Below are 22926 nucleotides of genomic sequence, written 5' to 3'. Positions count from 1 at the left end.
GTCATGACGACGACCGGCTTTGTACATCTCTCAGAGTTCGCTGCGGGAACGCCACCGTTCCCGCGCCATAAAGCCTTTCACTCCGGCATCCAGCAACGGGCGCGGCGGCAGATAACTGGCGCGTCCGATCCCCTGCATATCCGCCAGCAACGGATTATCTTCATTCAGGGCATGTTCTGCCAGCAGACGCCCGAATGCGCTCTGTTTTGAACTGCCTGAACCGTTACATCCTGCAGACGAATAAACATTGTCGGCAATTTTCCCCCATACCGGCGCGCCGTTGCGCGTGATGCTGATCAGCCCCGACCAGGTATACGCCATGTTCACGTCCTGCAACTGCGGGTAAATGCGCGCAAACAACCGCTGATGTCTGTGCGCATGGCGGCCGGTTTCAACGGCACCGGTCACCAGCCCCGGTGTAAAGTTGACGTGTTCGCGGATCAGGAAGCGGTGGTCAGAGGTATAGCGCAGCGTCGCGCCCGCCAGCGCATTGACGGGTGTTGACCCCCACGGCGCAATATCGCCGATCAGCGCGCGCTGTTCCGGCGTCAGGGGTTCCGTCAGGGTGGCGAATGTCGACATGGCAAACACGTTGCCTTTGAACAGCGGGAGACCGCGCGCGGCGCCATTGATCGCCAGCATCAGCTTACCGGCGCGCACTTCGCCATGTGGCGTTTGCGCCCGGATCGTGCCCTGCGTATCAATCTGTAAGGCCGGAGAATTGGCGTATACCGTGACATTCGGCGGCAAGGTGTCCGTCAGCCCGCTGATCAGCGCCGCCGGATTGACCAGAATACAGTTGGGCGTATACACCGCGCTGCGGTAGAAACTTGTGCCCAGCCGCTGCCTGAGCGCGGCTCTGTCCAGCAGTTCGAAGTGCTCGCCGAGAGTGGTAAGTTCCTGCTGATAATGCGCGATTTCACCGTCAAACTGCTCGCTCACCGCGCAGTGATATTTCCCCGAATTCAGCCAGTCACATTCAATGTGATGGCGGTCGACGGTGTGTTTCAGATGGCTCAACCCGTACTGCAACAGGCGGCGATACGCATTGGCATGCTCCAGTTCCGCTGATGTGCTGCCCACGGTGTGCGGCAAATCAATTACAAAACCCGAATTTCGTGCCGAGGCGTTATCCGCCACATCCAGCGCTTCGAGCACAACAATGTGCTGGTGAGGGCGAAGTTCCGCAATACGGCGGGCAAACGCCAGTCCGGCAAATCCGGCGCCAATCACCAGCCAGTCGGCGGTGACCGGGCCACGCAAGGCCGGGTAACGACGTGTCTCATCCCGCAGCGCGGCCCAGCCATTAATATTCTGATCAAGAGGTAGGTGTTTAATTTTCATCGTGGCATCAGGCAGTTATCCCAGGTGGTTCAATCCTAAGTGATAGCCGTATAGATGTCTAATGCCGATTAGAGAAAAGGATAATACAGGAACGTGTAAGCGGGTGAAAATTAGGACAAAGTGAACAATAAAACATCGAAATACAGAGAGGGAAGACTGGTAGAATGCGCGCGGGTGCTTGAGGCTTGTCTGGCTTGAGCATTGTTGTTCAAGGCATATAAGACGAAAGCCCCGGGGAAATTTTTCAATCTACCCGAGGCTATCCATCGCATGTCTAAGCAACAGCAGGATAGCCTCTTAAAAGCAGAAATGCAACGGAGGGCAAGATGTCGCGAAAGCTTGTGTTACATGGCCTCATCGTGATTTGTTTCACGCTTTTGGCCTGGACCTGGATGGTACGGGATTCGCTTTGCGAATTGCATATCAAACAGGGCATGACAGAAATTGCGGCAGTCTTAAGCTACGAAATTAAGAGCTAACCGTAAGGTGGGGTTCGCCCCACCTTTTACGATGTTGCCAACGTATGTTGACCTCAGGCACCCGTTCTTTTCCTTTTTTCTCCTCATTCTGTCAAGACCACCAGAATGACCCCTTTTTTATTAGTCTCTCGGTGGTAAATGCCTGCTATAACTTACTACCGAACTGAGCGCGGACAACACGCAAACTCCACTAATCGCCGGCATTACTTGAGTGATGCGTTAATTCTTGGCTTCGATGCTTTCCATCTGGCGGAAATCCTGCTCACACAGCCGGTCCTTGAAATCCCAGGCGCGCGCCATTATCAGATGTATGACGTCCCGGAATACGTCGGTCAGGCGGTGGACCACCTCGAGCAGTTTTTCACGCATCATTTACAGGCAGACTATTATGGTTAAAAAAACCACTTCAGAGCAGCGTCGTGAACTCGGTGCTTTCTTAGTAAGCCGGCGTGCACGCCTTAATCCTCAGGACTTCGGCATGCAGCAGGGTACCCGCCGTACACCCGGTTTACGTCGTGAGGAAGTCGCCATCCTGGCTGGAGTCAGTGTGAGCTGGTATACCTGGCTTGAGCAGGGGAGAGAGATTAAACCTTCGGCAGATGCACTCCAGCGTATAGCAAAAGTTCTAAAACTTAACAGAATTGAATCATCCCATCTTTTTGCCCTTTCACCGCGCGAAGAGCCGGTACCCCATCCCCTAGCGGATGGTGTGAGTGATGGCCTGAAAAGTTTAGTGCGCGCTATCGATCCCATTCCGGCCTATGTGAGAAATGCCCGACTTGATATTCTCGCCTGGAATGATGCTATTGCTGATTTGTTCATCGATTATGGATCGCTGGAACCTCATGAGCGTAATACGTTGCGACTGCTGTTTCTATATCGTCCGTATCGCACGCAGATCCTGGATTGGGAGCAGATGGCACGAGGAATGATCTCCGTTTTCCGCGCGTCACGCGCCCATGCTCAGGACAAAAAGCCTTTTGACCATCTCATTGAAGAACTCTCTGAAAAAAGCCCGGAATTCAAGGAGTGGTGGCTGGATACGGAAGTGAAAGGCATGGGTGAGGGGAGCAAACGGCTTTTGCATCCCACTTCCGGACATATTGAATTTACCTATGTTGCACTCACGCCAGAGGGGAGACCCGACCTTTCTCTGGTGACCTATATTCCCCGACACGTTGCCTGTGACTCCCGGTCATAGGATAACAAGACGCCTTCCAGGGATGATTCGACCTGCCTAAACTGAATTTTATCGAAGCACACAACGTGCTTCTCTTAAACCGTTTATGAGGCAAAAACTATGTCATCCCAATATGTCACACAGAATACGCTTTCTCCTGATGTCGCGACATCACGTAATCCTGCGACGGACGAGTTGATCGCGACTTATGCATTTCAAACTGCTGACGAAGTAGAAGGCATGCTGGCAGGTAATAACGCGGCTTTTCGGTTGTGGCGTGCTACTCCCATGCCGAAACGCGTAGAAGCTTATCGTCGTTTATCAGCGATTCTGCGCGAGCGTTCAGGTACTTTGGCAGCGATCATCACCGCTGAAATGGGGAAAACACTGGCAGCAGCCCGCGCAGAAGTTGAGAAGTGTGCAGCGACAATTGATTGGATTGCCAGCAATGGCCCGGCAATCCTCGCAGATGAACCTGTTTCTGTCGAAAATGACGATCAGGTACATGTCTCCTATCTGCCCATTGGCTCAATTTTGGCCGTCATGCCCTGGAACTTCCCTTTATGGCAGGTCATTCGCGCTTCGGGCCCGATTATGCTGTCGGGTAACGGTTTTATCCTCAAGCATGCGCCCAATGTGATGGGCTCTGCCTATGCTTTGCAGGATGCTTATGAGAGTGCAGGCTTCCCAAAAGGTTTATTCGCCAATCTTATTGCTGATAACGAAACTGTTGCAAAAGTGATTGAGGATGATCGCATTGCCGCAGTGACATTGACGGGGAGTATGCGGGCGGGGTCTGCCGTATCGGCGATTGCAGGCAAAGCATTGAAAAAAAGCTTGCTTGAGCTAGGTGGCTCAGACGCATTTATTGTGCTGGCTGACGCCAATATTGATTTGGCTGTTACCGCGGGTGTTGAAGCGCGATTCCAAAATGCGGGCCAGGTGTGCTTAGCCGCGAAACGGTTTATTTTGGAAAAACCCATCGCGGAGGAATTCACACAAAAATTTATCGCGGCCGTCAGACAGTTGAAGGTTGGCGATCCGCAGGACCCGCAAAACAGAATCGGGCCCATGGCGCGAAAAGATTTGCGTGATGAATTACATCATCAAGTAGAACGAACACTCGCAGCCGGCGCGACACGTCTTCTTGGGGGGAATAAAATCGCGGGCCCCGGCAACTTCTATGAGCCTACCGTACTGGGTGAAGTCGGTCCGGGAATGGCTGCATTTGATGAGGAAACCTTCGGCCCTGTTGCAACTATTACTGTCGCAGATGACGTCGAGCATGCCATTGAGCTGGCAAATACCAGTGATTACGGCTTAGGGGGCAACCTTTGGACCAGCGACGTTTCCCGTGCCCAGCGAATCGCGAGACGCTTAGAAACAGGAGGCGTATTCATCAACGGATTTTCTGCCACGAATGCACGCATCCCGGTTGGTGGTGTGAAAAAGAGCGGGTATGGTCGCGAGCTCTCGCACTTTGGCCTGCGTGAATTCACAAATGCTCAGGCAGTTTGGGCAAAGAAAGTTGACTAAGTGCGTTATCAGTACGTGATAAAACGCAGTTGAATAAGCATTAAAATGAGTGAGTTATCTCATCATGACAGGCATCCGCTATGAGAAGGTGCCTGACATATAAAAGATGAAAAAGTTTTATTAACTATCTGTATACGACCGGTCTATTCGGTGTTAGCTTACTCACATGGCAACGGCGACTAAGCGACATAGCACGACAGCCGTTCCGCTGGAATGAACAGCACGCAGAGTTGGCAGGAATAGCAGGCACGGGTATAACATTTTTATTTAAGAACACATTAGACGACTGGTCTAATTCAACTATCACTTTGAAATACTGGAGAGTAATGATGAAAATTCTGATGGTCTTAACCTCACATGACAAACTGGGTGACACCGGCCGCAAAACCGGCTTCTGGCTGGAAGAGCTGGCCGCACCTTACTACGCCTTTAAAGACGCAGGCGCAGAAATTACGCTGGCTTCACCGAAAGGCGGTAACCCGCCGTTAGACCCAAAAAGTAATGAGCCTGACTTCCAGACCGAGCAGACCCACCGCTTCGAGGCAGACGCAGAAGCAACCGCACACCTGGCGTCAACGGTTCGTCTCGACAGCGTTTCACACGCTGATTACGACGCCGTTTTTTATCCGGGTGGTCACGGCCCTTTGTGGGACCTGGCCGAAGATAAAAACTCCATCGCCCTTATCGAAGCCTTCCTGGCGGCAAACAAACACGTCGCTCTTGTCTGCCATGCGCCTGGCGTGCTGCGCCACGTCAAAACCCCGGAAGGAAAACCGCTGGTAGAAGGCCGTAAGGTCACCGGTTTTACCAACAGCGAAGAGGAAGCCGTGGGCCTGACGCAGATTGTGCCTTTCCTGGTAGAAGACGAGCTGATTGCCAAAGGCGGGATTTACTCTAAAGGGGCGGACTGGAGTTCTTATGTTGTTACTGATGGCCTGCTGATCACCGGGCAAAACCCAACCTCCTCTACCGAGGCGGCAGAAGAACTGATTAAACAGCTGGGTGCATAACGGTTAATCACGTGGGGAGGGAATTCTTTAAGCCCTCCCCACGGAGCAAATCTGGACAACATTACACACCTAAATGTCCGTCCGCTGGCCTGTAAGGCAGGGGGCCAGATGTCAGGGTATTAACTTAAAAAATGACAATTGAAGGAAATACATCATGTTTAAAAAATCATTGACCACGCTGGCTTTAAGCCTGGTTCTGTCAGTTTATGCTCAGTCTTCAATGGCTGCGCCGGTAAAAAACATCGTTCTGGTACATGGCGCTTTTGTTGATGGCTCCGGTTGGGATCCGGTGGCTCGCATTCTGAATAAAGCGGGCTACAACGTATCGATTGTTCAGGAGCCGCAAACCTCGCTGGCTGATGATGTCGCTGCGACTCGACGCGTTCTCGCGTTACAAAGTGGTAAATCATTGCTGGTTGGCCACAGCTACGCCGGCATGATCATCAGTGACGCGGGTAATGATCCCTCTGTTGCCGGTCTGGTTTACATCGCAGCGTTCCAGCCGGAGCAAGGTGATTCATTGCTGAGTCTGGCAAAAAAATATCCGCCAGCTGCTCAGTCAATTACTGAAACGCCAGATCACTTCCTTTATATCAAACCGGAAAATTTCCACGCGGACTTTGCAGCTGACTTGCCCGTCAAAGAAACAAATCTGTTGGCGCAATCTCAACTCATGCCTGCAGTAGCCGCATTCACTGCCCCGGCAGGCGTTCCTGCATGGAAAACGAAGCCTAGCTGGGCCGTCGTGGCGACGCAGGATCGTGCTATTAATCCAGAACTGGAGCGCTTCATGGCTAAACGCGCGCACAGCACCGTCACTGAATTGAAAGGCAACCATGCCATTTACGCATCACAGCCGGAAAAAATTGCGGCGGTGATCGAAAAAGCGGCACAAAGCTTATCTCAGTAAACATCAGTGAAATGCTTTCCAGGCCAGTCATTCTTTCAATGACTGCCCAATGTAAAAATCAATATACGAACAAAAATACTTTTAAATCAACTGCGCTGCCCATGAGGCGTCGCCAACAGAAAAGAGAAAAAAGAGATGAAAACTATTCAGGTGAAAGACGGTTCTAAGATTGCATATAAAGACTTTGGCAAGGGACAAACCATTATATTCTCCCACGGCTGGCCATTATCGAGTGATGCATGGGATGCGCAAATGTTGTTCTTCGGTCAGCAGGGGTTCCGTGTCATCGCTCACGATCGCCGCAGCCATGGCAACTCCAGTCAGACGTGGGACGGCAATGATATGGATACCTATGCTGAAGATTTATCATCACTCATCGAACAGTTAGATCTCAAAGACGTTGTTCTGGTTGGGCATTCGACCGGCGGTGGTGAAGTCGCACGCTATATCGGTACCTACGGTTCAGCCCGTGTCAGCAAAGCCGTTCTTATCGGCGCAGTACCGCCGGTTATGCTGCAAAGTGAGAAAAACCCCGGAGGTCTGCCTATGGAAGTGTTTGATGGCATCCGTGCTGCGGTCGAAAAAGACCGTTCTCAGTTCTACAAGGATTTGACCACACCGTTTTTCAACTATAACCGTTCATCAGAGACGCCTTCTGAGGGTGTGAGGGAAAGCTTCTGGCTTCAGGGCATGCAGGGGGGGATCAAAGGTCAATATGACTGTATCAAACAGTTCTCTGAGGTTGATTTCACTGATGACCTTAAGAAAATCGATGTGCCAACCCTGATCATGCATGGTGATGACGATCAGATCGTTCCGCTGGCCGACTCCGCCATTCTGTCCGCGCAACTTGTCAAAGATGCGCAGCTCAAGGTCTATGCAGGATTTGGCCACGGGATGACGATCACCCAAGCCGGGACGATTAATGAAGACCTGCTGCGATTCATTGAAGAGTAAGCGACTGAACATGGCGCAACGTCTTACCGTATTATTTCAGTGGGTGGCGATAACCATCTGTACGGTATTGCTGAAATCTACAAATAAGCATTAGCAAAATGGAATAGTTTTATCTTGCTTGTAGACGACTGGTCTAGTTCTTGGTAGATTGAACATATGAATACTACAACGCAACTACATAGCAATGAAATCCGCGAGCATATTCTGGCGACAGGTCAGCGTATCATGGCGGGTAAAGGATTTTCCGCGGTCGGATTGAACGAAATACTCAAAGATGCTGGTGTGCCTAAAGGCTCTTTCTATCATTACTTTAGTTCGAAAGAAGCTTTCGGCGCAGATATGCTGGCACATTATTTTGATGATTATCTCGCCGATATCGACAGGACACTGGGCCAGCCTGGTCTCAACATGGCTCAGCGACTGATGAACTACTGGCAGCAGTGGCGGGAATCTCAGTCGTTCTCTGATTGTCAGGGTAAGTGTCTTGCCGTGAAACTAGGTGCTGAAGTTGCCGATCTTTCGGACACGATGCGCTTAACGCTAGAGGCAGGCACTTCCGGGATAATCTCGCGTCTGGCAGAAGCGTTAGAAACGGGCGTAGCCGAGGGGTCTCTCACTATTGACGATACACCTCGCACCGTGGCAGAAAGCCTCTACCAGCTTTGGGTAGGTGCAAGCGTCATGGTCAAGATTGTTCGAAATACTGGCCCGTTTGATTCAGCGCTGCTTACGACAAGAAAAATTATTCATATTACCCCCTAGCCAGGGGGTACTTAGTAAAGAGCTGTTTTTTGTACCCGTTTAATATACGACCGGTCTAATATTTATCACTTAATTAGACGACTGGTCTAATCCAATTATTGATTTGAAATGCAGGAGTTGTTATGAAAATTCTGATGGTCTTAACCTCACACGACAAACTGGGTGACACCGGCCGCAAAACCGGCTTCTGGCTGGAAGAGCTGGCCGCACCGTACTACGCCTTTAAAGACGCAGGCGCAGAAATTACGCTGGCTTCACCGAAAGGCGGTAACCCGCCGTTAGACCCAAAAAGTAATGAGCCTGACTTCCAGACCGGGCAGACCCACCGCTTCGAGGCAGACGCAGAAGCAACCGCACACCTGGCGTCAACGGTTCGTCTCGACAGCGTTTCACACGCTGATTACGACGCCGTTTTTTATCCGGGTGGTCACGGCCCTTTGTGGGACCTGGCCGAAGATAAAAACTCCATCGCCCTTATCGAAGCCTTCCTGGCGGCAAACAAGCACGTTGCTCTGGTCTGCCATGCGCCTGGCGTGCTGCGCCACGTCAAAACCCCGGAAGGAAAACCGCTGGTAGCAGGCCGTAAGGTCACCGGTTTTACCAACAGCGAAGAAGAAGCCGTGGGCCTGACGCAGATTGTGCCTTTCCTGGTAGAAGATGAGCTGATTGCCAAAGGCGGCATTTATTCGAAAGGGGAGGACTGGAGTTCTTATGTGGTCAGCGATGGCCTGCTGATCACCGGGCAAAACCCAACGTCCTCGGCAGCAACGGCAGCCCAGCTAATCAGGCAGTTGAGTGCATAACTGTTGACGAAGTGAAGGTGACAGGATGCCTGCCTGTCACCTCTTACGATGATCACTGATGGAAAATCCTTATGAATCATAAAGCCTTATTCGAGCCAACTCAGCTTGGTCCTTATACCCTTAAAAATCGCATTGTCTTCCCACCGCTGACGCGCCAAAGAAGTGGACAACCAGGAAACATACCCACCGACCTCATGGCCGAATATTACCGTCAACGCGCGGGTGCAGGTTTCATGATCACTGAAGGCACTCAGATTGAGCCTCGTGGACAAGGTTATGCCTGGACACCGGGAATTTATACTGAGCAACATATTGAGGGGTGGAAAAAAGTGACCCGCGCGGTCCATGCGGAAGGGGGGATTATTTTTGCACAACTCTGGCATGTGGGACGCGTTTCTCATTCCGCACTGCAACCAGAAGAAAGTGCCCCTGTGGCTCCTTCAGCCATTCAGGCTGAACAAGCAAAGGCGTTTATTGAGACGGGGCCAGGTACGGGCACGTTGGTCACCCCTTCAATTCCCCGCGAACTGACGCGGTCAGAAATTAAAGATCTCGTGAATTTATATGCCCAGGCGGCGAAAAATGCCATCAGTGCAGGTTTTGACGGGGTCGAGATCCATGCTGCGAATGGTTATTTGGTTAATCAGTTCATTTCAGAGCATGCAAACCAGCGTAAGGATGAATACGGCGGTTCCGTTGAAAATCGACTGCGGTTTTTGGATGAAATTGTGCAGGCTATCTCTCATGCAATAGGGCCAGACCGTCTGGGCGTTCGCTTTACGCCTTTATTTTCCAGCACAGATGAAGACCGCGTCTATATCGGCCTGGTTGAAAGTGATCCGCATAAAACCTATGTAGAAGCGGTAAAAATCCTGGAAAACGCCGGTGTTGCCTATGTGTCTATAGCCGAAGCCGACTGGGCAAATGCTCCTGACTTACCCGAAGCGTTCCGCCGTGAGATCCGCGCGATATTTAGTGGACGCATCATCTACGCTGGTCGATACACAGCAGAACGGGGTGCCCGGATGGTTGAGGAGCAGTTGGCTGACCTCATCGCATTTGGTCGACCATTTATCGCCAACCCTGATCTCCCTGAACGCATTGCGAAGGGTTGGGCATTTAACGATCTTAACAGCAGCACGCTGTATGGCGGGACGGGTGAAGGTTTTACTGATTATCCGGTTTACAACGGGCAGCGTTAGAAAATATTCGGCCAAGAAATCGCCACCCAGGCCTGAGACGCAAATGCGGGTGTCGTCTGAAGAACCGGGACTGCTTTTAAAAACGCCAGTGCGGGAAGATAAATTCTGTATCCGGGACGGGTCAGGCAAAAGCAAAAAGCCCGCTCAGTTTCCTGAGCGGGCTTTTCTAATTTGGCTCCTCTGACTGGACTCGAACCAGTGACATACGGATTAACAGTCCGCCGTTCTACCGACTGAACTACAGAGGAATCGTGTGAACGGGGCGCATAATAGCGAGTGACGCCGCCGGTAGCAAAGTATTTTTTTGATCGGCGTTCTGATGGAAGACAATTTGTTCAGCTTATTAAAAAATAGCCAAAAATCGGCGGCATTCATCAAATAAACTGAATCAGTATGTTAAACAAATGATATTTATTCTCATCCTGAGTCGCGTAAAGTAAGCCTATTACTGCGCCATTTCGCGATGGCTCAACGTCAGGATTACCCGGACATGAGGATAAACACGCTATGAAGAAGATTGGATTTTTATCATTTGGTCACTGGACGCCTTCTCCGCAGTCGGGCACCCGCTCGGCGGCTGAGGCGTTACTGCAATCTATCGATCTGGCGGTCGCGGCAGAAGAGCTCGGCGCGGATGGCGCTTACTTCAGGGTGCATCACTTTGCCCGTCAGCTGGCGTCGCCTTTTCCGTTGCTGGCCGCCATTGGTGCGAAGACCCGCAAAATTGAAATCGGTACCGGCGTGATCGACATGCGGTATGAAAATCCGCTGTATATGGCGGAAAATGCCAGTGCGGCCGATCTGATCTCTGGGGGTCGTTTGCAACTGGGCATCAGCCGTGGCTCACCGGAACAGGTGGTGGATGGCTGGCGCTATTTTGGCTATCAGCCCGCTGAAGGTGAAACTGAGGCTGATATGGCGCGTCGTCATACCGAAGCCTTTCTTGATGTGCTGCGTGGTGAAGGTTTTGCGAAACCGAACCCGCAGCCGATGTTTCCGAATCCGCCGGGCATGTTGCGCCCTGAGCCGTATTCTGAAGGTCTGCGTGAGCGCATCTGGTGGGGCGCTGGCTCGAATGCCACGGCAGTCTGGGCGGCGAAACTGGGCATGAATTTGCAAAGCTCCACCCTGAAAGATGATGAAACCGGTGAGCCGTTCCATATTCAGCAGGCGCAGCAGATCCGCGCTTATCGTGAAGCCTGGAAAGAGGCTGGACATACGCGAACGCCGCGCGTCTCGGTCAGTCGCAGTATTTTCGCGCTGATGGATGACCGTGACCGTGCCTATTTTGGCGGCAGCAGCAACGATGGCGATAAAGTCGGTTTCCTCGATGAGAAAACCCGGGCGATTTTCGGCCGCAGCTATGCGGCGACGCCGGACCTGCTGATCAAACAGCTGAAGCAGGATGAAGCGATTGCTGAAGCCGATACGTTATTGCTGACGGTGCCGAATCAGCTTGGCGTGGAGTACAACGTGCATGTGATTGAATCGATACTTAAACATGTGGCCCCTGAAATGGGCTGGCGCGATTAATCTCCCGTCCGTCCTGAAGCCCGCCTGAGGAAACTCACGCGGGCTTTTTTCATTTTGCGACCCTGAAAGAGAAGCCTCGCTTATTAAGTGGCTATTCTATAATCACTGTGGCCCTTTTTGTGCTGTCAAAACCTTCAATGTCTGCGCATAAATCCGAAGGGAAGGTCTATCAAATACATAGGGTAATTCAGATGTGACTGGCGTAAATCCGCGTATAGAGTAGCAATGAGACTACATAACAGGAGTGTGAGCATGAGCAGTTCTATTGATGAAGAAGCAAAAGACGCAAAGCCCATTGTTGAAGCAAACAGAGAAGCCGATGTCAGCAAATGTCCTTTCCATCAGGGAAATACCAATAAAGCCTCTGGCGGCGGGACCGGTAACCGCGACTGGTGGCCTAACCAGCTCAGAGTCGACTTATTGAATCAGCATTCCGCGCGCTCAAACCCGTTGGGCGAAGCATTTGATTACCGTAAAGAATTTGCCAAATTAGACTATTCCGCACTCAAAGCCGATCTCAAGGGGCTGCTCACCGAGTCGCAACCCTGGTGGCCTGCCGACTGGGGAAGTTATATCGGCCTGTTCATCCGCATGGCGTGGCACAGCGCCGGGACCTACCGTTCCGTTGACGGGCGTGGTGGCTCGGGGCGCGGCCAGCAACGTTTTGCACCGTTAAACTCCTGGCCAGATAACGTCAGCCTTGATAAGGCGCGCCGTCTGTTATGGCCGGTGAAACAAAAATACGGCCAGAAAATTTCCTGGGCCGATTTATATATTCTGGCGGGGAACGTCGCGCTGGAAAACTCCGGCTTCCGCACCTTTGGATTTGGTGCCGGGCGTGAAGACGTCTGGGAACCGGATCTGGACGTAAACTGGGGCGACGAGACCACCTGGCTTGAGCACCGTCATCCTGAAGAACTGGCTAAATCGCCGCTCGGCGCAACGGAAATGGGGCTGATTTACGTCAACCCGGAAGGCCCGAATCACAGTGGCGATCCGGCGTCGGCCGCCCCGGCTATCCGCGCCACGTTCGGTAATATGGGCATGAACGATGAAGAGATCGTCGCCCTGATTGCCGGCGGGCACACGCTCGGAAAAACCCACGGCGCAGGTCCCGCCACCCACGTCGATGTTGATCCTGAAACCGCACCGATTGAAGCACAGGGGCTGGGCTGGGCCAACAACTACGGCTCCGGTGTCGGCGCGGATGCCATCACGTCCGGTCTGGAAGTCATCTGGTCACAGACCCCCACGCAGTGGAGCAACTATTTCTTCGAGAACCTGTTCAAATACGAGTGGGTGCAGACCCGCAGTCCTGCCGGTGCGATTCAGTTTGAAGCCGTCAATGCGCCGGACATTATCCCTGATCCGTTTGATACCGCGAAAAAACGCAAACCGACCATGCTGGTCACCGATCTGACGCTGCGTTTTGACCCGGAATTCGAGAAGATTTCCCGTCGTTTCCACAGCGATCCGCAGGCGTTTAACGAGGCTTTCGCCCGTGCCTGGTACAAACTGACGCACAGGGATATGGGGCCGAAAGCGCGCTATATCGGTCCTGAAGTGCCGAAAGAAGATCTCATCTGGCAGGATCCGTTACCGGCGCCGGTTTATCACCCGACCGTCGCTGATATCGCGCAACTGAAAGAAAAAATTGCCGCGACCGGTTTGTCTGCCGGTGAACTGACCTCGGTGGCATGGGCGTCGGCGTCCACCTTCCGTGGCGGTGACAAACGCGGAGGTGCCAACGGTGCCCGTCTGGCGCTGCAACCGCAGCGAGGCTGGGACGTGAATGCCATCGCCGCCCGTGTATTGCCAACGCTGGAATCCGTGCAGCAGGCATTCCCGAAAGCGTCTCTGGCAGATGTGATTGTGCTGGCGGGCGTGGTTGGTGTCGAAAAAGCGGCAAAAGCGGTCAATGTCGATATTGAAGTGCCGTTCACGCCGGGGCGTGTGGATGCGCGTCAGGATCAGACGGATGTTGAATCCTTCGAATTGCTTAAACCGAAAGCAGATGGTTTCCGTAACTACCGTGGGGAGTCGGCCAACACCTCAACCGAAAATCTGCTGATCGACAAGGCTCAGCAACTGACGCTTACCGCACCGGAATTAACCGTGCTGGTGGGGGGCTTACGTGCGCTTGGGGCGAACTATGACGGCAGTGATCTGGGCGTCTTCACCGATAAAACGGGCGAACTGAACACGGATTTCTTCGTGAATTTGCTGGATATGCGCACGGAATGGAAAGCCACCGATGCGACCGGCGAACGTTTCGAAGGGCGCGATCGGGTCAGCGGGGAAGTGAAATATACCGCCACCCGCGCCGATTTGGTGTTTGGCTCGAACGCGGTGCTGCGTGCCAGCGCCGAGGTTTACGCCAGCGGTGATGCCAAAGAGAAATTCGTGAAAGACTTTGTCGCGGCATGGACCAAAGTCATGGATCTGGATCGCTTCGAACTCTGAGAGACAAAAGCCTGAAAGTATCAAGCCCGCGCAGGTTGCCCTGAGCGGGCTTTTCTAATTTGGCGCGCTGACTGGGATCGTGTCTGCAATTACAGGTATAATCCCGCCCATTATTCAGCGGATTCAGAAACCAAGATGACAAAACTTACTTTACAAGAGCAACTGCTCAAAGCCGGCTTAGTGACCAGCAAGAAAATGGCCAAAGTGGAAAGAACGGCTAAAAAGTCCCGCGTTCAGGCCCGTGAGGCCAGAGAAGCGGTGGAAGAGAATAAAAAAGCGCAACTTGAACGTGACAGGCAGCTCAGCGAACAGCAAAAACAAGCCGCGTTATCGAAAGAATATAAAGCGCAGGTGAAGCAGCTGATTGAAATGAATAAAATCGATATTTCAAAAGGCGATATCGGTTTTAACTTCACCGACAATAATCTGATTAAAAAAATCTATGTGGATAAAACCACCCAGGCTCAGCTGATCAGCGGTCGTCTCGCGATTGCGCGTCTGGTGGTGGATAACGGTGGCGAGAGTCAGTACGCGATTATCCCGGCCAGCGTGGCCGATAAAATCGCGCAGCGTGATGCCGGCAGTATTGTGCTGAACAGCGCGCTGAGTCAGGAAGAACAGGATGAAGAAGATCCGTACGCTGATTTTAAAGTGCCTGATGATCTGATGTGGTGATACTGCGTTCAGAACGGACAGCGGTTACGGGCTTCGATTTTCTCTCCGCTGACGGGATGAACAAAATTCAATGCACTGGCGTGCAGCATTAATCGCGGCGTCAGTTCTGTGCCCGGCAACAGGCGTCCGCCATACAGGTCACAGCCCAAAATCGGGTGGCCCAATTGCTGACAATGAATGCGCAGCTGATGGGTTCGCCCGGTCTCCGGGATCAGTTCCACCCGCGTCAGCGGCAGTAACGTCCCGTCTTCCCCCTCACGATGAAACCGTTCAATCACCTTAAAGCGTGAGCGGGCGGGCTTACCGTGGATGGCGCAAATCGACATCAGCGGGAACAGCGCCGGATCTTTGGCAATCGCCGCATCTATCACCCCTTCGTCGTCGCGCAGGTGCCCGCAAAGCAGTGCGCTGTAGACCTTCGTCACCGAACGCTGACTGAACTGCTGGCAAAGCGCGGCATTAATCGCTTTATTGCGGGCAACCACCAGTAATCCTGACGTGCCGAAATCCAGCCGGTGAACCAGCGTACAGCCGGGGAAAATCCTCACCAGCCGGTGATGTACGGAATCCAGATTTTGCGGATTTTTCCCCGAAAGGCTGAGCAGCCCGGCGGGCTTATTGATCAGCACCAGATGATCGTCCTGAAAGAGGATTTCTATCTCGTCATGGCACGGCGGGGCAATAAACGTATCGGTGATCACAGACATCAGACTGACCGGCGGCAAAAGGGAGGCGGATGATAACGAATTTTCAACCAGCTGGCGAATCGACTGACGTGGCCTCAAAAACGCCGGGGCGATAATAATAAAAAAACGCAATAATATGAGAATAAATAAAACAGAATGATCACAACCAGTGTTGCGATATCTCCTTTCATCTGAGCCGCCTTTATCATGCAGAAATGTGAGTGATTTTGGACGTATGAAAAGTCGCCGTGAGGACAACTTTTCATACGTTGAAGGTGTTCAGGCCCTCAGAAGGTATAAAGCACACCCAGGTTGTAAGTCATGCCACCGCGCTTAACGACAATCGGGCTGTTACCGGCTTTGTCGTCCAGCCAGGTGTAATCGGCACTGACGACGGCGCCCCAGTGCGACGTGAACTGGTGGCTCCAGGTCAGGCTGCTGTCCACACCATAGAACCCCCCGTCAGACTGATAAGGCGCGAAGTCAGTACGGCTGCTTTGTTCACGGCTCACGCCATAAAAGGTGTTCATATAGCGGCGGTCACCAAAGAGTGCCGCCGACTGAAGTGCGACAGTGTCGGTGTCATTTTGCACCGGGAGCAGGGTGACGGAAGTCTGGTAATGCGCGCCCTGGCTGTCCGTCAGTGGCAGGGTGGCTTTACCCTCAAAAGACAGCCACGGCGTGGCTGACCAGCCGACCGCGAGCGCGGTATTCATCGTCGCATCAATATTCCCCATGCCTTTGAGCTTGTTCGAGCCATCCCTCCAGGTGGAATTTCTGTCAGTCCGCCCTAGGCCGTATCCCAGCGTATGCTCCAGATACAGGCCGTTATCCGCCTGCAGGTCATAACCCACGCCTTTGAGCGAATCGAAGAAAAAGGCACCGTCGCGTGCCTGAATGACCGGCGCGACCAGCCAGTGGCGCTGATCGGAACCGCTGTAGCGCGGCGCGCTCTGTGCGCCCATGCCGACGGTAAAAGTGGGGGCGGGTGGGGTATCGTCAGCCAGTGCCTGAAGCACTGTTGCGGACAGACCGAAACAGGTAATGTGCAGTATTAGTTTTCTGGATATCATGTGATTCCTCATCACCCAAACGTATGGTTCGTAGCGGATTGCAGCCGCGTCTGAGACCCGAAGTATGAAGAGGCAGTGTCAATAAACTGTCGGGAATTTATGAAGAAACAGTCAAGGCGACCAAAATGCAGACAAAACGAATCCTGATTATTGAAGATGATGCCGATGCGGCGGACGTTCTCGATGCCTATTTGAAACGTGAAGGTTATGAAGTACAGATTGCGGGAGACGGCCTGTCCGGGTTGGGTATCGCACAGGGCTGGAAGCCGGATCTTATTCTGCTGGATGTGATGCTTCCCGGCATGAGGGGAACAGAGGTATTAGCATCCTTGCGTCGGGAAAGCAGCATTCCCGTCATTATGGTGACGGCGATGGGGGACATGCCCGATAAGATCAGTGCGCTGCGTTTCGGTGCCGATGATTATATTGTTAAACCTTATAATCCTGCTGAAGTAGTGGCGCGGGTGCAGGCGGTGATACGCCGGATGTCGTCAGGTGAAAAATCAGCACCGATCCTCCGGTGGAGAGATCTGGAAGTGAACGCGGAAGCCTTCACTGCAACCGTCAGGACGCCCGCAGGCACGCTTTCCTACCTTGATCTGACGCCGACGGAGTTTTCCGTGCTCACGACACTGATGCGCACACCCACACGCCCGTTTTCCCGTCAGCATCTTCTGGAAAGTTGCCTGCCTGAAAGCGAGGCGCTTGAGCGCGTGGTGGACACGCACATTTACAACTTACGTAAGAAGCTTGAATCAGCGGGCATTGTTAACGTGCTGGTCAACGTGCGCAGCGTCGGTTACAGGTTCAGACAGCCATGATTTCGATCCAATCTCAGTCATTATGGCGCTGGATTTGTGTCCGCATCCTGACGCTGGCCATTGGCAGCGTGATCGTCATTGCGTTTTGCATGTGGCTGCGTTTTGCCATTGAGAACCTCTGGGTGTTACACCATATGTCTCCTGCGCTCAGGGCAGAATTTGACGTGCTGCGTGAAAATCCGGAGCTAAATCTTGCGCGATTTCATCAGATTATCGATGAAGGCTGGGGCGCGCGTTACTCGGATCCGTCTATTGCGAATGCCGACTGGATGATGGTCGGCATACTGGTCGTCGTGGTCATTCCCTTTATTGTGATACTCGGCCTCAAAGCGGCACGTCCGTTGTCCTCGCAGTTCAGTGATCTTGCACAGGTCGCGAGAGCCGTGACCCAGGGTAATTTCAATACGCGTGCCAGATCCGTTAAAAATGCCCCGTCCGAACTCATCCACTTTACTGATGATTTTAACGCCATGATGCTGCAACTCTCGCGTTATGAGAGGGAGTTGCGGGCTTCACACGTGGCGATGGCACATGAATTACGTTCACCGCTGACGGCGGCCGTGGGACGATTGCAGGGGATGCTTGACGGGGTATTTAAACCGGAGCCGCGACAATTGCAGATGGTCATGGAACAACTTCTACACTTAAACCGGTTGATTGATGAGCTTCACCTGCTGTCACTGGCCGATGCAGGCCAGCTCAATCTTGATAACGTCCCAACAGACCTGACTGAATTGCTGCGTGAGCGCGCAGCATGGCTTAATCCTCAGACAACGCAGGCGGGGTTTAGCATCATCCTGAAGCCATCGGAGGTTTGCCATTACGTCGGGGATCCATTTCGTATTGGGCAAGTCTTCACCATATTGATGGAGAATGCGTTGCGCTATGCCGCTGAGGGCCAGCGTCTGGACATTAATGTGGTGCAGCGACCAGAGGGGGTCGACGTTGTCTTTGAGGATTTTGGTCCCGGTGTCGAGGGGGATTTTCTTCCGGTGATGTTTGAACGTTTTACCCGGGCAGAGGCCTCCCGCGCGAGACATTCCGGCGGAAGCGGATTAGGGCTGTCGATTGCCCGTGCAATATGCGAAGCACATGGCGGCAGCATAAGGGCATCACTGAAAGCGCAGGGAGGGTTGATCATCACCGTAAGCCTGACCTGAATGGCCGGTAATAAAAAAGTGATGATCTTGACGGTTTCTTGATGAAATATTACGGGAATCTGGACAGTGAACGGATTGAATAGCGATATCTCAATTCAGGAAGACTGTCATGGCTGTTACCTTCACCGATTATGTGCGCCACGCCGTTCGCCACTTATCCGCCTCCGGTCGGATGCTTCCCTTCATTCCTGCCGCCTGTCTGCTCGTTATTGTCATTGTGCTGACAGGCTGTGGTGAAAAAGCCCATAAACAAGCGCCCTCCATCAGGCCGGTGCGTACATTTACCGCACCGCCGCCTGTTGCTTCCGGCTCCCTGATTCAAACGGGTGAAATTCGCGCCCATGAAGAGGTGACGCTCGGATTCCGGCTGGACGGGCGTATTCTTACGCGACAGGCGCAAGTGGGGGACCACGTGATCGCCGGACAGGTTCTGGCCACGCAAGAAAGTGAGACCAGCCGTAACCAGCTCAGCAGTGCGCAGGCCGATTTGAACAGTGCCCGGGCGGCTGAGCAGGTCGCGGCGCTTAATCTCAGGCGTATGCAGTTATTGATGCCTTCCGGGGCTGTCGCTCGCTCGCAGCTTGATAGTGCGCAGGCAGACTGGCAGGCAGCCCGCGCGAAGCGTCAGAGCAGTGAAGATACGTTCAAAAATGCGCAGGAAAACGTGTCCTGGACAAAGCTCACGGCTCCGGCTGACGGGGTGATAACCCAGGTCAGCGCGTCGGCAGGGCAAGTGGTCAGTGCCGGACAGTCTGTGATCACCCTGGCCAGTGGAAGCCTGCGTGATGCCGTATTTGATGTGGCCGAGCCCCAGTCTGTTCCTCAGCAAGCTGACAGCCTGTTTACTATATCGTTACTTTCGACCCCTTCCATGGTCGCGAAGGGGCATTTCCGCGATGTCAGCCCGCAAGCCGACCCACAAACCCGCACCTGGCGCCTTCGCATCACCCTCGATAACCCGCCACCGGCCATGGCACTCGGTGCCAGTGTTCAACTGACACTTATCGCGTCAGGTCCACTTCTGACAGCACTGCCTGCCTCTGCACTGACCCGCGCCGGGGATAAACCGGCCATTTTTGTCGTTGATGAAAAAACGCAGTCACTGCATTTACGACCGGTCGTTGTGGGACGTTACAGTAGTTCTGAAATATTTATCTCCGCCGGTGTACACACTGGCGAAAGGGTGGTCATTGCCGGGGTGAGTAAACTGCGTGAAGGTGAAAAAGTGATGCCCGGGGAGGACAGTGAATGAAACCGTCTTCCCCCGTCGGGGCTTTCAACCTTTCAGCCTGGGCGCTGAATCATCAGTCATTGATTGCCTTTTTTATGCTGCTGTTAATGGCGGCGGGCGTCATCAGCTATGAGCAACTCCCCCGTAATGAAGATCCGGCGTTTACCATTAAAACTGCCGTGGTATCCGCGAGCTGGCCGGGGGCAAGCGTGGAGGATACGGTTAATCTGGTCACCGATACGCTGGAGAAAAAACTGCAGGAAACGCCTTATCTTGATTTTGTGCAAAGCGAAACGCGTGCCGGGCAATCGGTTATTTTTGTGAATCTTCGCGATAACACACCCCCTTCAGAGGTTGCGGGTATCTGGTATCAGGTGCGCAAAAAGATGCAGGATATCGCGCCGTCACTGCCAGCAGGTGTGCAGGCTCCCTCGGTGGATGACGAATTTGATGACACCTTTGGCACCCTTTATGGCTTTACTTCGGAAGGTTTCACGCCGCGTGAGCTTCGTGACAAGGTCGATGATATCAGCCGCAGTCTGATGTCGCTGCCGGATATGGGAAAAGCCAGCCTGCTGGGTGTGCAGGAGGAGAATATGGTTCTCGAATTTTCACCGGCACAACTGGCGGGAATGGGACTGGATCTCCGGCAAGTCACCGATGCACTGAAGTCGCAAAATGCGGTTGAACCTTCAGGCGTTTTGCGAACCGACAGTGAAAACATTGCCCTGCGTGTGAGTGGCGCACTGACGTCAGAGCAAAGTTTACGCGCGGTGACGCTGCACATTGCCGGGCGCTACATTCCGCTGACGGATATCGCGAAGATTAGCCGCCAGGATGCCGAGCCTCCGTCACCGGCATTCCGGGTCAACGGGCAGCCCGCTATCGGTCTTGCCATTTCCATGGCTTCCACAGGCAACATGCTGTCTTTTGGCAAGGCACTTAATGACCGGATGGCCGTGATTGCCGCACAGCTCCCGCACGGTATTGAAATGGTTAAAGTTGCGGATCAGTCGGCCGTAGTATCGCAGGCGGTAAGCGGCTTTATCCGGGTGTTGATTGAGGCTGTGGTGATTGTGCTGGCGGTGTCCTTCGTCTCATTAGGCACCCGTGCCGGGCTGGTGGTGGCTGCGGCGATCCCCATCGTGCTGGCGATGACGTTTATCAGCATGATGCTTGCCGGCATCGGGTTACAACGTATTTCGCTGGGTGCGTTAATCATCGCCCTGGGTCTGCTGGTGGATGATGCCATGATCACCGTCGAGGCGATGGTGTCACGCATTGAGGCCGGTGATCCTACATGGCGGGCGGCGACTTACGCATTTGAAACGACGGCTTTCCCGATGCTGACCGGCACGCTGGTGATGATAGCGGGTTTTATCCCGGTGGGGTTTGCCGCCTCAAGTGCGGGAGAGTATTGCTATTCTCTCTTCGCCGTGGTTCTGATTGCGCTTTTATGTTCCTGGGTCGTGGCCATCCTTTTTTCACCCCTGATCGGAACCTGGCTGTTGCCTGAGAAACTGGCATCACACGCTGAAAAACAGGGCAGACTGATGCGTTTCTATCAGCGTCTGCTTAATCAGGTTCTGATGCATCGCGTGATGACCGTCGGCTTTGCCTGCCTTTTGTTAGGGCTTGCCGCTTATGCGACCACGTTTATGCAGGGCGAGTTTTTCCCGGCGTCGGATCGTCCGGAACTGCTGGTCAGCCTTACGCTTCCCGGCAATGCTTCTCAACGCGACACGGCGCGTCAGGCGGAGCGGCTGGAGCACGCCTTGAAAAACAATCCGAACATTGACCATTTTTCTACGTATGTGGGGTCAGGCGCAGTGCGGTTTTACCTGCCTATGGACGTGTTACTCAATGATGAGAACACGGCACAGGTGGTCATCGTCGCCAAAAGTCTGGAGGACAGGGATACGTTACGGGCGCGACTGGAAACGGTTTTGGCCCGGGATTTCAGCGATATCACGACGCGCGTTTCGCCGCTGGAACTGGGTCCTCCCGTCGGCTGGCCGGTAAAATATCGTGTCAGCGGACCCGATTATGCAAAGGTCAGGCAGATTGCGCAGCAACTTGCCAGCGTTCTTGGAAACAGTCCCGAAACCCGCGAAGTTAACCTGACCGCCGGTGAACCCGAACGGGTCATCACCTTAAAGGTGAATCAGACTGCGGCACGGGCGGCGGGTGTTACTTCCGAAAGCCTCGCTACGTTACTTAACACAGTCTGGTCTGGCAGCGTAGTCACCACCATCAGGGATAAAAACCGGTTGATTGATGTTGTTCTGCGGGGGAATAAGCGCGAACGGCAAGATTTGACGACGCTGTCCGGGCTGATGATCACCACGGCAAAAGGGCAGAAAATCCCCGTGAGTCAGGTGGCGACGCCGGTCTGGGGAATTGAAGACCCGGTTATCTGGCGTCGTCAGCGCCTGCCGTTTATTACAGTACAAACTGATTTAGCCGCAGGTCTGAGTGCAGAGGGGGTTTCTCAGCAGCTCTCTCCTTTGGTCTCACGTTTCAGGGCAACGTTACCGCCGGCGTATACGATAGAGGAGGGCGGTGTGGTGGCCGAGTCGGACAAAGGCAACAGCTCGGTGTTCGCGGTATTGCCGGTTACCCTGTTTGTTATGCTGACCCTGCTGATGATTCAGTTGCAGCGCTTCTCCCGTATGCTTCTCGCGTTGTTTATGGCTCCCTTCGGACTGATTGGGATTGTGCTGGCGATGTTGCCGACGGGGACGCCGATGGGCTTTGTTGCCTTGCTGGGTATCATCGCACTGGCAGGCATGATTATCCGCAACGCGGTGATCCTTATCAGTGAAGTGGACAATAACGTCAGGGAGGGGCTTGGCCGCGATGAGGCCATCAAAGCAGCGGCACAACATCGTTCCCGGCCAATATTGCTCACGGCTTGCGCTGCGATACTGGGAATGATCCCGATTGCCGGGCAGGTTTTTTGGGGACCCATGGCCTATGCGATTATCGGCGGGCTTATCATTGGCACGGTCGTCACGCTGACAGTATTACCTGCTTCGTTGAGTATTATTATGCAGTTTGAAAGGCGTCGTGATACAGGAAGGATCAATCGATAAACTTTT

At 53.3% G+C, this 22926-nt stretch carries 20 protein-coding genes, 1 tRNA gene and 1 pseudogene; 18 read left to right on the top strand and 4 right to left on the bottom strand.

All coding sequences use genetic code 11. The features are described 5' to 3' along the window. Positions 1–30: 30 nt before the first annotated feature. The gene (locus tag EYY67_RS10115; protein WP_131693440.1) at positions 31–1344 is read right to left on the bottom strand and encodes an NAD(P)/FAD-dependent oxidoreductase; all 1314 of its coding nucleotides are present in this window, start codon (positions 1342–1344) and stop codon (positions 31–33) included. A 326-nt stretch (positions 1345–1670) separates the two neighbouring features. On the opposite strand from EYY67_RS10115, the gene EYY67_RS10110 reads away from it, so the two are divergent. From EYY67_RS10110 to EYY67_RS10060, 11 genes and pseudogenes are all read left to right on the top strand, one after another. Continuing rightward, positions 1671–1823 (top strand): Hok/Gef family protein, encoded by a 153-nt coding sequence (locus tag EYY67_RS10110; protein WP_095921582.1) that lies wholly within the window; start codon positions 1671–1673, stop codon positions 1821–1823. A gap of 207 nt (positions 1824–2030) precedes the next feature. Further along, positions 2031–2219 (top strand): hypothetical protein, encoded by a 189-nt coding sequence (locus tag EYY67_RS10105; RefSeq protein WP_095921583.1) that lies wholly within the window; start codon positions 2031–2033, stop codon positions 2217–2219. Further along, entirely contained in the window at positions 2212–3024 is an 813-nt protein-coding gene (locus EYY67_RS10100) for a helix-turn-helix transcriptional regulator (protein ID WP_131693439.1), read from the top strand. The genes EYY67_RS10105 and EYY67_RS10100 overlap by 8 nt, the downstream gene beginning before the upstream one ends. A 99-nt stretch (positions 3025–3123) precedes the next feature. Then, positions 3124–4539 (top strand): NAD-dependent succinate-semialdehyde dehydrogenase, encoded by a 1416-nt coding sequence (locus tag EYY67_RS10095; RefSeq protein WP_131693438.1) that lies wholly within the window; start codon positions 3124–3126, stop codon positions 4537–4539. A gap of 329 nt (positions 4540–4868) precedes the next feature. Next, positions 4869–5549, top strand: coding sequence for a type 1 glutamine amidotransferase domain-containing protein (locus EYY67_RS10090; protein ID WP_095921586.1), 681 nt, complete (start codon positions 4869–4871; stop codon positions 5547–5549). Positions 5550–5703: 154 nt separating this feature from the next. Continuing rightward, positions 5704–6459 carry an alpha/beta fold hydrolase gene (locus tag EYY67_RS10085; protein ID WP_119823748.1) on the top strand — a complete coding sequence of 252 codons (756 nt, stop codon included), beginning with the start codon at positions 5704–5706 and terminating at the stop codon, positions 6457–6459. Positions 6460–6594: 135 nt separating this feature from the next. Next, positions 6595–7416: an alpha/beta fold hydrolase gene (locus tag EYY67_RS10080; protein ID WP_131693437.1), complete on the top strand. Its 822-nt coding sequence runs from the start codon at positions 6595–6597 to the stop codon at positions 7414–7416. Positions 7417–7428: 12 nt separating this feature from the next. Then, positions 7429–7503 (top strand): annotated as a pseudogene (locus EYY67_RS24840) (YdgH/BhsA/McbA-like domain containing protein); the annotation flags it as partial. Positions 7504–7572: 69 nt separating this feature from the next. Then, positions 7573–8178, top strand: coding sequence for a TetR/AcrR family transcriptional regulator (locus tag EYY67_RS10070; RefSeq protein ID WP_119823752.1), 606 nt, complete (start codon positions 7573–7575; stop codon positions 8176–8178). A 122-nt stretch (positions 8179–8300) separates the two neighbouring features. Beyond that, entirely contained in the window at positions 8301–8981 is a 681-nt protein-coding gene (locus EYY67_RS10065; protein WP_131693436.1) for a type 1 glutamine amidotransferase domain-containing protein, read from the top strand. A 71-nt stretch (positions 8982–9052) separates the two neighbouring features. Next, the gene (locus tag EYY67_RS10060; protein WP_131693435.1) at positions 9053–10183 is read left to right on the top strand and encodes an alkene reductase; all 1131 of its coding nucleotides are present in this window, start codon (positions 9053–9055) and stop codon (positions 10181–10183) included. Positions 10184–10355: 172 nt separating this feature from the next. Here EYY67_RS10060 and EYY67_RS10055 read toward each other — a convergent pair. Then, positions 10356–10431: transfer RNA gene (locus EYY67_RS10055), tRNA-Asn, on the bottom strand. Between the two features lie 259 nt (positions 10432–10690). Here EYY67_RS10055 and EYY67_RS10050 point away from each other — a divergent pair. The 3 genes from EYY67_RS10050 to EYY67_RS10040 all read left to right on the top strand — a co-directional run bounded on the left by EYY67_RS10050 (position 10691) and on the right by EYY67_RS10040 (position 14854). Next, positions 10691–11716 carry an LLM class flavin-dependent oxidoreductase gene (locus EYY67_RS10050; protein WP_095921591.1) on the top strand — a complete coding sequence of 342 codons (1026 nt, stop codon included), beginning with the start codon at positions 10691–10693 and terminating at the stop codon, positions 11714–11716. A 252-nt stretch (positions 11717–11968) separates the two neighbouring features. Then, positions 11969–14179, top strand: coding sequence for a catalase/peroxidase HPI (gene katG / locus EYY67_RS10045; protein ID WP_229920950.1), 2211 nt, complete (start codon positions 11969–11971; stop codon positions 14177–14179). 135 nt (positions 14180–14314) lie between these two features. Beyond that, complete coding sequence (locus tag EYY67_RS10040; protein WP_095921592.1) at positions 14315–14854, top strand: DUF2058 domain-containing protein; 540 nt, start codon at positions 14315–14317, stop codon at positions 14852–14854. Positions 14855–14862: 8 nt separating this feature from the next. Here EYY67_RS10040 and EYY67_RS10035 read toward each other — a convergent pair whose 3' ends face one another. Together EYY67_RS10035 and EYY67_RS10030 are read right to left on the bottom strand one after the other, a co-directional pair. Further along, positions 14863–15561 (bottom strand): RluA family pseudouridine synthase, encoded by a 699-nt coding sequence (locus EYY67_RS10035; protein WP_095925111.1) that lies wholly within the window; start codon positions 15559–15561, stop codon positions 14863–14865. Between the two features lie 266 nt (positions 15562–15827). Further along, entirely contained in the window at positions 15828–16613 is a 786-nt protein-coding gene (locus EYY67_RS10030) for a MipA/OmpV family protein (protein ID WP_095921593.1), read from the bottom strand. A gap of 125 nt (positions 16614–16738) precedes the next feature. On the opposite strand from EYY67_RS10030, the gene EYY67_RS10025 reads away from it, so the two are divergent. From EYY67_RS10025 to EYY67_RS10010, 4 genes are all read left to right on the top strand, one after another. Beyond that, on the top strand, positions 16739–17434 hold the full coding sequence (locus EYY67_RS10025) for a response regulator (RefSeq protein ID WP_095921594.1): 696 nt from the start codon (positions 16739–16741) through the stop codon (positions 17432–17434). Continuing rightward, the gene (locus EYY67_RS10020) at positions 17431–18594 is read left to right on the top strand and encodes a sensor histidine kinase (RefSeq protein ID WP_131693434.1); all 1164 of its coding nucleotides are present in this window, start codon (positions 17431–17433) and stop codon (positions 18592–18594) included. Before EYY67_RS10025 ends, EYY67_RS10020 begins: the two co-directional genes overlap by 4 nt. Positions 18595–18703: 109 nt before the next feature. Beyond that, entirely contained in the window at positions 18704–19846 is a 1143-nt protein-coding gene (locus tag EYY67_RS10015) for an efflux RND transporter periplasmic adaptor subunit (RefSeq protein ID WP_131693433.1), read from the top strand. Next, the gene (locus EYY67_RS10010; protein WP_131693432.1) at positions 19843–22920 is read left to right on the top strand and encodes an efflux RND transporter permease subunit; all 3078 of its coding nucleotides are present in this window, start codon (positions 19843–19845) and stop codon (positions 22918–22920) included. Before EYY67_RS10015 ends, EYY67_RS10010 begins: the two co-directional genes overlap by 4 nt. The last annotated feature ends 6 nt before the right edge of the window (positions 22921–22926 follow it).

This window comes from Rahnella victoriana (assembly GCF_004330295.1).
Classification (GTDB): domain Bacteria; phylum Pseudomonadota; class Gammaproteobacteria; order Enterobacterales; family Enterobacteriaceae; genus Rahnella; species Rahnella victoriana.
This window is presented reverse-complemented; position numbering and strand designations above follow the sequence as displayed.